We start from the raw sequence: 13,013 nt of genomic DNA, 5'->3' as shown, positions 1-13,013 counted from the left end.
TGTCATTTTTATTTTTTGTTAACTAGATTTTTTAAAATCTCAAACATAGATGCTGACTTAGGCATTTTTATAAACTTAAAATTTGTGTGTTGACATTCTGGACACTCTTGTGGAGGCCCAATGATGACATCAGATCTACAGTATTGCTCTTTTTTCCAACCGCAGTTCTCACACTGCCAAGCCATATTTCCAAGTGGCATAACCATTATTAATTACTCCCTGTGTTCTGACATGAGATCACTTGCTAACTTTTCAGACAATGCTGAATCACTAAGATAAGGGACTTTTCCGGAAGGAACTAAATTAGCAGCAGCATCAAGGTGCACGTCCTGATCATCGAAGAAGATGTGAGGCCGAAAGGCTTTTAACACTTTAGTCTTCTCTACTCCTCCTAAGAAAAAAGCCTCATCAACATACACGCCCCAATGCCTTAAGGTTTTAATTACTCGCATCTCCGAAGGGCTATTACGAGCAGTGACTAATGCAATGCGGATCGGTGAGTATTCAACGCGAATGGGTAATCTATCCTGCAAGCGAGACAACTTATGCAATAAACTGGCGTAAGGCCCCTCTGCCATTGGGATATTTTGTTTTGCGTCTTCTTGAGCATGAAAGGCTTCCATGCCTTGGGTTTTGTAAACTAATTCACTTTCATCGGAAAACAATACGGCATCACCATCGAAGGCGATGCGGACTTGACCCTCTGGTATTTCCGGTGCATCCGTTGGCGGCGCTTTTAATATTGCCGCGGCGCAGTTCTTGGAATCAATCACCTGCTGAGCATCTTTAACATTGGTGGTGAGAAACAGGTCCACATCAAAGGCATCGAGATAATCGGCTACGGTTTCGCCCGCTGTAAAGGCTGAACGGGTAATGTTGAGCTTGTCGTGGCGAATAGTATTAAGCACCCGAAGACCGGTATCTGGGCTGTTTTGTGACATCACTACAACTTCAACAAGAGGGCTATTGCCCTGCTGATATTGATTAAGGCCAAGTAAAGCTTTGATCAGAGGGTAACCGGTCCCAGGTTTTAGCGGTTCATCTTCGTGTGCCAGCATAAACTCGCGGTATTTTTCAATGGCAGTATCAGGATCTGATTCAAAGGTTTTTCTGAAAATTTGATCAGATTCCGCCATATCGAATAAGGCCGTGGCTGAAATACCAACGACTAAGGTATTAGAGAGATCTAGTGGCATAAAAACATCCTTGTTTCAGAGACTTGTATTCAAGCATGAAGCTTTGCTGAACTCAAATTTTTTTGATAGAAAAGTTAAATAATTATAAAAAATACTGCTGAATACACAGCATATCCATTTAATGGAATTCGGCTTGTTACCTTTGTTTAATACTATTCCTAAGCTAGTCATATTAATCCTTTAACTGTTTTTGCTGGTCAAGCTCGGTATCCTGGCTTGCTATGTTTTTACTAACAGGCACTTCATAGGTGTCGCCTTTGACAAGGTATACTAGTAAGGCGATGGCGCTGATGATCAAAATCACTATTAACAGGGCTAACAGTAACAACAGCTTGGACATTGCTCATACCTTTTCAATAAATGTATGACGACTAATGCCAGAACTGCGCCACAATCACGCCAACAGCTATAAGTTATTTAAACACTTATATTTCAATTTCTTGCGACAAATTTGTTTAATCACACCAATTAAACCAGGTAATCAATCTTAATAATTGGTAATTATTATTACTTTCTGTAATCACTCAATTGCACTATCTTGTCGCCAGCAAGAGTACTATTTTCAGCCGTATTAGTAGCAGATGCTAAATCTGGCTTTGCTGGTAGTGGTTGCGGTTCCATTAAAATATCTTGGCAGTAATCCATCATCTTTACTATTGGCATAAATTTTTGTTTTTGATCTTTTGCGTGCTTCTTTTGAGTACTGAGATGAATCGATAAATCGGTGCACAAATCGGAAGGCAGCTCATTAAGCTCCTGCTCCGCCAACGTTTGGCTAACCCAAAGTGCGGCATCACTAATATGGCCGCTAATGCTTAAATCGGTATTTTTAACCCAATGAGTATCCATGTTCAGTTTAGATAGCTCACTGAATAGCATAGCAATATCACTACTTGGGATGGCACGCAGCTGCTGCAAGGTTTCTGCTAATGAATATTGCCACTCCATTTGCAAGCGTGCTGCTAATTCATCCAGCGTTAGTTTTGTATCAGCGGGTATAAATACAGTAAAACGGCTGTTTGCTTCACAGGCAATAATGGTTTTGTGACGTGATTTATAGGCATTATCGATAATATGTACTTGCCAGCAACAGGTGTGATTATCTGACGCTAAGCTATGGACCCCTACTCTCTGGCCATCTTTCTCAGGCAAGCGAGACAAGTCGGCTTTAAGCCATTTGTTGAGTGCATTGGTTGCGGATAGTAATAATTTCATACTTTTTTTATCGTTCCCGTTACAAGAATCACAACAACGAATCAAATTTAGATATAAGAATCGATGAATAGCAGCTTCCCTGTGACATGTTTAAATATTCCCTACAAGCCCATTGAAGACATAAGCTCATGTTCACTGACGGCTTCTGGCGTTACTACTGCATCACTGAGCATCGTTTTTTTAGCTAATAACTTGTCTAAATTCACATCAAACGAATCATACTCTGGATGTAAAAGGCAGGGTAAATGAACAAAAACAGGTTTTTCCTGACCAATTCGATAGACTCGATCTGTTGCTTGAGCTTCTTTTGCCGGGTTCCAATGGCGCTCTAGATGCACTACATGATTTGCGCCAACAACGGTCAATCCTACGCCAGCAGCAACCGGTGACATAATGATAATATTAAAGCCTTGTCTCGACTCAAAGTCGGTAATCATTCCTTTACGCGACAGTTGGTCCTTCTTCGTTGCCATCGCTTTACTGTCACCATTAATGACATGAATCTGTAACGCATAAATTTTGTCTAAGCAAATTTTAAGCACTGCCTGAAGCTTTTTAGTCGTCGCAAAAATAATGACTTTTTCTTGTTTGTTTTTTATATCTGCCAAGATATCTATCAACATAAGCAACTTTTCAGATTCCTGCATTTTATGCAGCGCTTCTTTCGCTGTGCTTGGCGGCGCTTTAAAAATCTCATTCAGTCTTGGGTGTAAACTAACCGCTCTTAATTGCTGAAGTACTGCTAAAGCATGAGTGCCGCCCTCTTCCTTTGCTTTGGCTTTTCTGTAGTCTTCAACAATTTGGTTATAGCCAAGTAACTGACCACCGCTCATATTACGAGCGAGCTCGGGTGCAAATAGCATATTGTCAGCAAGATCTTTATGAATACCTGTTTTTATAGTTTTCTTTGGCATTCCAGTTAATTCTTCTTCCTTGGTACGGCGTAACATAAACTGCCCAACAGAGGAGCGTAAATCATGACCAACGTCTAAGCGTACCTCAGTTTTTTCTTCTTCATTAGCATTACTAATAGGTTTAATCCAACGCTCTCTAAAATAGCTCCAATCACCTAATAATCCTGGTTGTGCTGTATCCATTAAGCACCAAAACTCACTTAAGCTATTTTCAACAGGCGTGCCCGTTGCGAGTAGTTTAAAGTCAGCTTTTAACGCCTTTGCTGCGCGTGTCGCTTGCGTATTAGGGTTTTTAATATTTTGAGCTTCGTCAAACACTACAACCCCCCAATCAATTACACACAAAGAAAACTGGTAATCTCGTAGAGTCTGGTAAGTAGTAATAACGATACGTCTATCCATATCTAAGCGTTTAGTAGCTGCATCAGCACCCACGTGTAGGGCGTAACGAATAGATTTATGGTCAGCATGTGATTCATTCATCACAGTAGTAAGCTGCATGGACTCTCGTTCAGCCCCTTGAACTTTAAACTCTTTCAAATCCCTTGCTGACTGTAATACTTTTATATCTCGAAATGGCGAATGCTTAAACGTTACTGCCACTTCTTGCTCCCAGTTTTCTAATAAACTAAGTGGAGCGACGATTAAAATAGGCTTTTCAGATTTGTTGTTTTGTTTTTGCATTGTTAAATATTCCGCTAACATCACTAGCGTCATATACGTTTTACCCAGCCCCATATCATCTGCTAACAAGGCGCCTTGAACACGATACATATCATCATAGTTATCCATTTGCGCCGATTTAAGTAACGACATCATCCAGCTAACACCAGACTCTTGATGAGGGAAAGGGGTTCTGGCTAAATTACTGCGATCAAAATTAATTTTTCGGTCTAACTGTGCGACCTTATTTACAATATCTTGATTATGATCTTCTGCATCTTTTAGCAATAAAGACACTTGTTCTTTACGGTCCGGAATATCATCAAAACCAGGTAGGTCAGTATCATTAATAGGATTTGCTAAATTGTCCCTTACCTCTGCAAGCGCTTCATTTACACGCTGCTCATCACGAATATCAATGATTTCATCATCAACAATGACACTGTCGGCATTTTGCCCTTTAGCTTGCTCGTAACTTTGTTCAAAAGAAGCTATATCTTCTTCACATTCAAGCAACCTAACTAAACGCTCTGGAGGTTCACTCGCAGCATTAGTTGAAAACCAGCCGTTACTTCCATCATTATCTTGCCCAAAGGGAATATGAACCATCTTGCCGATACCATAAACACGAATGGAAAAACCTAAATCAAGATTAAGAATGGATGCATCTAAAAAAGCGGATGGTGTTTTAATAAATTCTGCGACTTTATGTGCTGGAATGGTCCGATTTTGCAGCACTTCTTTTATGGCTTGTTTTTTATCATCTGACAACAACACAATGCGATCTTTTACTCGCATTACCTGTCCGTCACCTTGTAACTGAGCAAATCGATTTTGCAGTTCTTCAATCGATGAGCCATCACCAAAGCTTGGGCTAAGCTCTAAGCTACCATCTGCTTTTTGGTTAGCGGTAACAGTAATTTGCTCTGGTTGGACTAAATCAAATTTATCAAACTGCTTTAAATCGAGTTTTAAACCGTCTTTTACCGCTTGTTGTAACCTGGCGATAGCCAAAACATTATTAAGTTCAGTGCGGTCATCTGGTGTAAGAGATGAATGATCTTCTACAGCCAAAACAGCATTAAGCTGCTCAGGTGTCATTAAAAACTGTGTTTGCTCACTAAAAGCCAGTATGGGCCCTTTTCTTTTGACGGGATATTTTTGATGACCAAGCATTGCAAACAACTGTAATGTAAAACTACTTTTAGTTGTTCTACCTTGAATATCAATGTCAAAATCGTGACTACAAAAAGGTGGCAGTCCAAGAACTTCGGCATCTTCTGGGTCGAGTAAACAAGCTTGCTCGCTATCCACTCTAAAGCCATTAGGTATCGTTTGTGCGATGTCTCTTTCTTGGAGCATTTTTAACACAACATGCGCAATGAGCTGACTGCCGCCGCCCTCACCTTTGTTTAAACAATGGTAAGAAGCCTCGTCAGTTACAAAGTTAACGCCATATGAGTCATACACTAAGGAATATCTATCGTCTGCTAAATGACTATTTTTATTGTTAGGCAAAAGCCCTTTTATTAAGCTAACAAGTGACATTTATGTTTTAATTCCTTTTAAATATTACTAGTGTCAATCACATTTCAGTCGGCAAGATACCAACAAAAACTCTCGTCTCGAGTCACTTTCTTTTGTGATAACATTGTATAAAGCTTAGCGTTAACTGTCGGGCGATCTGCAAACATCGAAAATTCATTGTCTAAAACCTTAACTAACTCTTTAGCCGTAATAGGTTGGTAAGCGTGTAAAGCTTTTAACAAGTTAACCTCTAAAAGATTATTTTCTTGTGTATTCTTCTTAACAACAGGCAATCCATAACGATTGACATACCTTCTGTACTTATCGCTATCAAACAGTTTCTCTAAATCCAGTTCAACACCATTATCCGTCAAAAAATCAATGGCATTTTTTTGCCAAGACGTTGGTGAATGTTGAATAGCCAAATATTTTCCGTTAGGTAACCTTTCATTAAATTCAGCTGGAAAGCGATTTGTGAGCTCGCCATGAGTTAACTCGGTTAACGAGTAATTTGTTACCCTCTCACTAGGTAAGCCCATATAAATCCATAATTTAAAATTATGCGAGCCTTCAACAATATGAAAGTCACCACAATCTAAATAAATAATTGACGTCTGTGGCATTGCTTTTAATTTGATATAACTGGTCGTTAAGCTCTTACCAAGTACTCTTTTTACTGTATTTTCAGCTTGATAGCCAAGCATTAGTCGTGCATTACGAACAAAGCCATGTTCGTAAAGCCCCTCTAAAAATCGTTTCCGCGCAGGGTACATCCTATTGAGTGATTCATCACCAGTGTGATTAGCGTACTCTGCAATAGCGCCCAAAAATAACTTTAGGTCTTCTTTAGCAAGCCAGCTTGTTACCGCTTTTATTCTATGTTCACCAATGGGTTTCCACCACTCACGATAGTTTTTTGCGGTATTGGCAATACGGGGATCACCCGCTAAATTGAGCACGAAATTTTGCCACACTTCACTTGGTGCACCGGCAGAGCGGTCAATAATAATCTCAAGTGCTATGTGGCCAATGCGTTTGCCCTCTTCAAAAGGCATGGTTGCAACATCACGCTTTAATAGTTCGTGTAGAATATCGTTCGGCTCACCAACGGGTATTTCCCTTAGTGTGTCTAGGTAATATTGAGCATGACATACATCTAAAAAACGCCCTTGTGGTAACTCGTTTAAACGCAATTTTTTTAATTGTTCACTAAGATCTAAGTGGTTTTGTTTTGCAAGATTCACTAACGCCTTAGGGGCAGTTAAATCAAACAACCATTTTGCACTATTCAGAACAGATATAATGGTATCACTGCTTTTTTTCCGCTCATCTAAACGTTGCGCTATTTGTTGCTTAATCCATGCTGTTAATTTATTAAAAATATTGCCATCAACCAAGGCATCAAAATAACGATAAACTAACGAAATTAAATTCATTAACGACGACATGCCAAGCTTAGGGTGCTTAGCTTGAATGTAATCAATGGTCGCTTCGTTTAATGAGCCTTTTCTTATCTCTTGTTTATCAATCCACAGCTGAGTTAACACCCTAACGCCTTTGCGTTTAAGCAGTGTATGGTTTAATTGCGCAACATCCCCATTAACCACAAAACCACTAACTTGCTGTTCTAGAGCCTTAAACTCTTCACCTTGCCCTGCACCATCAGCAATTGTCTTAGTTTGTAATGTAAGGCTGCTCCACTGCTTTGTAATACGCTCCCAGTTAAACTGGGCGAGCTCTGGTTTAGGGGGTAAAAACAGCATAATTACTGCATCTCCAAACGACTTCTTACTGATTCATATTCCGAACTTGTAGGTCTACGAATAGTGAAGCGAATATCAATTCGTCTATTGGCACCAAAATCTACATCTGTCAGTTCATCAACTACTTTTCTTCGTGTTGCTGCATAGCCACTTACTGAAAAAAGAGGGTTACCATCTTTGTTGTTAATACTCGCTAAATTAAGGTGACTCGGTAATGATTGGCTCCACAACTCCCACAGTGAAATCGCTCGAAAAGTAGATAACCCCCAATTACCTTTACCCAGCATGCCATTGAAATTTTTACTGTCGGTATGGCCTTCAATAAAAATGGTATCCAGAAATTGCTCACGCTTGTCTGTATTAATCACCATTGAAAGCACTTCACCAATTTCAAGCGCGGTTTGTTCAAATTGAGGATTAATATTAAATGCAGCGCTATCAAACCCTAAAATGTCGTTAGGGATACTTAACACGGTTTCATTTTCACTAACGGTCACTTGTATGCCACGTTGCCTTAGTAAATCAGCGGCTTCATGTAATATCGTTTTACGAACCCCTTCAGCTAAGTGCAGCATTTCTAACTCTTGGGTAAATGCTTGTTGCTTATTTTCAAGCTCTTGTTTGGCTTCCATAAGTTCAACCATTAACACAACAGACGCTAAAATGAATAAAATTAACAACCCAGACAAAATGTCAGAAAACGACATCCAATATGGGTTTTCTTCATCTACACTCACGTCGTCTGTTCTAAATATCCGCATTAGCTATGCTCCAATTCATCCACTAAGTCAGAAATTGAACTCACTGTTCTGCGCATCTGGTCGCTAAACTCAAGTGTTGTTGTATTCCAGGTTTCCATTCGCTCTTTCACTTGGGTATTAACTTCAGATGAATAACTGCGGAGCCACTCATCGGTTTGCTTTTCAATATCCGATACCTGTTTAGCTAAGGTATTGCCTAAACTTTCAAATGATGACTCAACACCCTGTATAAACTCAATTTGATGGGTTTTCATATCGCTAAAACCGCTTTGAGCCAACTTTGCTGTTTCGCTAAACTGATCTGTTGTAGCAACAAGTGATGTTTCAAGCCCTGTTAGCAGTTTAGCTTGTTCAATAACATGGTTCGCTAATGCATCATTTTGAGAAGATATTCCTATAATGGTGTCAGTCATATTAGCTAAGCGCGTATCAAACAGCTCAGTGGCCTTCATTAAATTAGTTGATAACATCGCAATTTGGTTTGAGCTATTGCTTAAATTTTGGCTACTTGTCGCCGAAGACTCAGCAACTGTTTTAAGTTCGCCTACCACCTCTTTATGTTGTGCAATAACCGAATCCATATGGGTTTGAGTCCGTTTTACCGCATCGGTCATTGACGTCAACATTTGGTCTTGCTGCGCTAACCATTTGCTTAGCTGAGTTTGCAGCTGATCACGATATTGCTCATCTCGTTTAGATGCCTCAACTTGTTGGTTTTGTAATAACGAACTAAAGTTTTCTTCAAGCTTTTGTTGGCGCTGTGCTGAGTTGTGCATAAAGCTTTGTAAGCTGGTTTCTAACCCACTGGTAAAGGCTTGTTGCTGTGCAGTGGTCTTTTCATTTTGGCTAGTAATATCACTCACAAAACTACGATTTGATTCACCCATAGCATTTTGCACTTGGCTCATAGAGTCAGATAACTGCGTTAACGTTTGCGACTGCTCAGTTAACCAATCACCTAATACCGACTGTAAGTTATCTACATGGCTTGCTTCACGTGCAGCTTGCGACTGCTGCTGTGACTCGATGGCTGAAAACAGCTTTTCTTCCATCGCCTGTTGGCGTTGTTCGCTTTGGCTCAGCATTGCTTCAAGCTGTTGGTTAAATTGTGAAGATGCTCCAGCCTGCTGCTCTGCCATTAGCTGTGATTGTTTGCTGCTTTGTTCAAGTACCGCGTTCATTTGCTCGCTTAAACGACTGACCGCATCGTGCATTTGCTCAGTCGACTTCTGCATGAGCTTGCCTTGGCCTCTACCTGCTGCTTGCATGCTCTCGGTAAAGTTACCAATAAGATGCTCTAACGCCCCGCTGGTTTGCTGGCTGGCATTACTCACTAATGATTGCATTGCAGGTGCCATTACGTTGTTTAACGCATTGGTAAATGCTTCTTGCATGCTGTCACTGACGCCAGAAATGGTTTCTTGCAAACGGTCGCCAATACGCTCATGCAGCTCTTGCAGAGCTTGACTACTTTCACTGGTGTTTTTAGAGATATCAACTAACGACTTTTCAGCAGGTAAACGAGGATAAAGAAAATCAATTTTTTGCTGTACGGTGATAATGTTACTTAAAATGGTCCGTTCGGCTATTTTCTCTATAAAGTTAAGCAGTAAGCTTAAACCCACACCCCAAACAGAGGTCACAAAGGCAAACGCCGCGCCGCTCATCATGCTAGCAATACCGGCTTTTAATACTTCAATATCGTTACTTTCAATATGAATATCACGCAGGCCCATGGTCAGGCCCATAAAGGTCCCTAACACACCTATCGCAGTTAAAAATGAGGGCGTAGCAGCCAATAACCTGTTAGAGGTTAATCCTGCAGAAAGGGTTTTATGATTAAAAAAGTGCTCTGCATCCAGGGTATTATAGACGCGCTGGGTGCGATCATCTTGTACTAAACTTTCGCTAAATTCATGCCACAAGCTATGCACTATTTTATCTTTTGATACGCTCGCTCGTTCAGTAATACTCAGGCTATTATCATAAAGCGTGGTGACTGTTTCCCCCTTAATAATCTGCCTGACTTGCTCTACTCTGCTTTTACTTTTAAGCGTACGCGAAATAATGGTTATCAGCGCAATAATAAACACTATCAATAGCGCAAGCCAAAACGATACCCCTAGAAGTGATTGAGGTATCAACCAATGCGATGGCAAAAAATCCAACATTATTACTACTCCCTTAGTGTATTTGGGTATTGATTATTTTTCGTTATAGTTCGCCAGCGAAAGCTTTTTGGCTTAATGAATTAGATAACTCATGATCAGATTCATTACTGCTATTCATTCGCTCAACAGTTCTAGTTTGTTTATCAAGAATATCCTCAAACTGCCTTTGTAAATCTAAAGGGGGAAGAAATAGCTTAACTTCTTCAAGTTTACCTTTACTTATCATGCCCTTCATGGAGTTTGTTGATGCATTTTGAATTATTTTCTTAGAAAAAATTATCAGTGCATAAAGAAACCAACTTAATACACCATCTTTTGGAGTTAATGCATTAATTTGTTGATTAAAAGAAACTTCTCTATTGGCAAAAGCAGCATTACCGATACAATCAAAACTACCAGCTATGCAGGTTATAAGTGTCGAGCCTTTAGGAACAGTCCTCGCAACTTTCACACCTTCATGGGACAAGTATTCAGTTGCCGTTGTGAGAATATGATGAGGTGTATTTATATTATCAGATTTAATCCATTCAACATCGTTACCGAAATACTCAGGAACCTTTCTCGAAGGAGTATTACCTGTCGTTACCGTCGCTAGCTCTTTTATAGCTTTAACTTCCCAGCCTTTTGGGTTGGTGACAGGATCGCCGAACATGTCTAGGAAGACGCTGCGAAGGAAGTCGTCGGCGAGTTTGATGGCTTGCTTGCGTTTGCGACGGATGGCGTCAGCTTTATCTAAAATCGCGGCAATGCGTTTTTGCTCGTCCAGTGGTGGCAGAGGGATTTCAAGCTCTTTCAACTTACTCGAATTTACTCCAGGCTGAGCAGCACCATTTGCCATGACTGAAATTTGGTTCCAATACATTGGCGATTTAAAGAAGTGAGACAAGTAGCTTGGAACAACACTTTTACCAGGTCTAACTCTAATCAAATATGATGCAAATACAGATGGCTTTGGAAGGCTTCTGATTAGAAAACTTTTGCCCGTAGTCGCTCCTGTTCTTGCAAAAACAATGTCGCCAACTGCTAGTTTGTTATCTTCAAATTCCTTTGGTGAACATTTACTAGATGGTACTGTACTCCAATCAACAGAATCATTTTGTAGATCTGTAATACGCAGAAACCTTGGGCCATCAGTTTTCTCAACTGCAGATGCGGTTAATCCATAATCCACTTTTTCCACAACATCACCCAATTTTACCATTGGCCAACTCACAGCATTGCCTCCAGTTCATTCAAGTCTTTTAGAATGTCGTTTTCTAGGGCTTTAAGCTTGCTTAGGATGACTTTTGGGTCGTCATAGACTTCGGCGGTGTGCACCACTTCTTTGTAGCGGTTAATGGACAAGTCATATTTGTTCGTTACGATATCGTCTTTACTGACCCAAAATGCCTTTTGAGTTTTGTCATTTTCAGCGGTTTGAGCAATGGCTTTATCACGGGCTTTAAACTCACTCACTAGGCTTGGTAAGTCGTTGTCTTTGATTGGCGTTCGCTTGTCATCAAGCGAAAAACCATCGGCTTGGACATCATAAAACCACACATGATCGGTGCTGCCGCCTTTGGTGAAAATAAGGATAGCAGTAGACACGCCAGCGTAAGGTTTAAATACCCCACTTGGTAATGAAATGACCGCTTCAAGCTGGTTGCTTTCGACTAATAATTGACGCAACTGCTGGTGGGCATTGGATGAGCCAAATAACACACCGTCTGGCACGATGGTGGCAGATTGACCGCCAATTTTTAGCATGCGCTCAATCAGCGCGACAAACAGCAGCTCAGTCTTTTTGGTTTTAACTTTTCGCAGCAGCTCAGGGCAAACGTCTTCTTCATCTAAACTGCCTTTAAATGGCGGATTAGCAAGAATGATATCGAAGCCTTCTTTTGAATCTAGTGGGAAGTTTTCACTAAAGCGTTGGCTTAGGGTGTCTTGATAATGCACGTCGGGTTGTTTAATGCCGTGCATCACTAGGTTCATTGCAGCAACCCGCAGCATGGTGGCATCAAAATCAAAGCCGTGAAACATGTCGGTGTCTATGTGTTGGCGTGCTTGTCGGTCAATTAAATCACCAGAAAATAGTACATTTTCAAGCTGCTGGCCTTGATTGTCTAGAAGCGGTTTACCGTCTTCATCAAATAATGGTTCACGTTCTATACTGTCTTTTGAAGTGTATTTTTCGAGCAGGTATTCGTAAGATATTGATAAAAAGCCACCGGTACCACTCGCGGGGTCACAAATACGGCTGGTTGTGCTTGGGTCTAGCATTTCGACCATGGCGCGGATGATATGGCGCGGCGTTCTAAACTGGCCGTTAATGCCGGCGGTGGTCAGTTTGCTGAGCAAATACTCGTACAAATCACCTTTGGTATCGCTGTTATCAAGTGGCAAGTCGTTAACCATTTCAACCGCTTTTACCAATAAGCTTTGTTTTTGGATCATTAACTGGGCATCTTTCATAAACTCAGAAAATAACGAGCCTTCGTTACCCTCTTTTACTGATGCTGCAGAGCTTGAACCAAAATACGGGAAGAGTTCATCTTTGACTGTTTTGTATAGCTGCTCTGCACCTAAATGACGGATATTTTGCCAACGTAGGTGTTGCTGCGCATCATTGAAACGACGGTTAAACGCTTGGCCAGTTCGTGCACTTCGTTTTTCGTCAACTTGTTCATTCATGTCGAGCATGCGGGCGTACATTAAAAAAGTAATTTGCTCGATAACTGTTAATGGATTGGTAATGCCGCCGGTCCAAAATTCTTCCCATAGCTTGTCGATTTTGCTTTTTAGTTGACCTGTGATCATGGTG

9 protein-coding genes are annotated in these 13,013 nt (G+C 40.7%); all 9 read right to left on the bottom strand.

The window, feature by feature from the left end; genetic code table 11:
* Positions 1-212: 212 nt before the first annotated feature.
* The gene (locus tag OX890_RS12380; protein WP_268649312.1) at positions 213-1,196 is read right to left on the bottom strand and encodes a 5'-nucleotidase; all 984 of its coding nucleotides are present in this window, start codon (positions 1,194-1,196) and stop codon (positions 213-215) included.
* 172 nt (positions 1,197-1,368) lie between these two features.
* Complete coding sequence (locus OX890_RS12375; RefSeq protein ID WP_259528213.1) at positions 1,369-1,536, bottom strand: hypothetical protein; 168 nt, start codon at positions 1,534-1,536, stop codon at positions 1,369-1,371.
* Between the two features lie 167 nt (positions 1,537-1,703).
* Positions 1,704-2,411 carry a DUF6933 domain-containing protein gene (locus OX890_RS12370; RefSeq protein ID WP_268649311.1) on the bottom strand — a complete coding sequence of 236 codons (708 nt, stop codon included), beginning with the start codon at positions 2,409-2,411 and terminating at the stop codon, positions 1,704-1,706.
* Between the two features lie 101 nt (positions 2,412-2,512).
* Entirely contained in the window at positions 2,513-5,536 is a 3,024-nt protein-coding gene (locus OX890_RS12365) for a DEAD/DEAH box helicase (protein ID WP_268649310.1), read from the bottom strand.
* Positions 5,537-5,580: 44 nt separating this feature from the next.
* Positions 5,581-7,278 carry an EH signature domain-containing protein gene (locus OX890_RS12360; RefSeq protein WP_268649309.1) on the bottom strand — a complete coding sequence of 566 codons (1,698 nt, stop codon included), beginning with the start codon at positions 7,276-7,278 and terminating at the stop codon, positions 5,581-5,583.
* A gap of 2 nt (positions 7,279-7,280) precedes the next feature.
* On the bottom strand, positions 7,281-8,039 hold the full coding sequence (locus tag OX890_RS12355) for an OmpA/MotB family protein (RefSeq protein ID WP_226058608.1): 759 nt from the start codon (positions 8,037-8,039) through the stop codon (positions 7,281-7,283).
* A complete protein-coding gene (zorA, locus tag OX890_RS12350) occupies positions 8,039-10,210 on the bottom strand; it encodes an anti-phage ZorAB system protein ZorA (protein ID WP_268649308.1) in 2,172 nt (723 codons plus the stop codon). The genes OX890_RS12355 and zorA overlap by 1 nt, the downstream gene beginning before the upstream one ends.
* Positions 10,211-10,253: 43 nt before the next feature.
* The gene (locus OX890_RS12345; protein ID WP_268649307.1) at positions 10,254-11,423 is read right to left on the bottom strand and encodes a restriction endonuclease subunit S; all 1,170 of its coding nucleotides are present in this window, start codon (positions 11,421-11,423) and stop codon (positions 10,254-10,256) included.
* Positions 11,420-13,009, bottom strand: a complete 1,590-nt coding sequence (locus OX890_RS12340) for a type I restriction-modification system subunit M (RefSeq protein WP_268649306.1) — start codon at positions 13,007-13,009, stop codon at positions 11,420-11,422. Before OX890_RS12340 ends, OX890_RS12345 begins: the two co-directional genes overlap by 4 nt.
* Positions 13,010-13,013: the final 4 nt, after the last annotated feature.

The sequence above is a fragment of the Shewanella sp. DAU305 genome, from assembly GCF_026802235.1.
Classification (GTDB): domain Bacteria; phylum Pseudomonadota; class Gammaproteobacteria; order Enterobacterales; family Shewanellaceae; genus Shewanella; species Shewanella baltica.
Note: the sequence above shows the minus strand (reverse complement) of the source record. Positions and strands in the feature narration are given on the sequence as shown.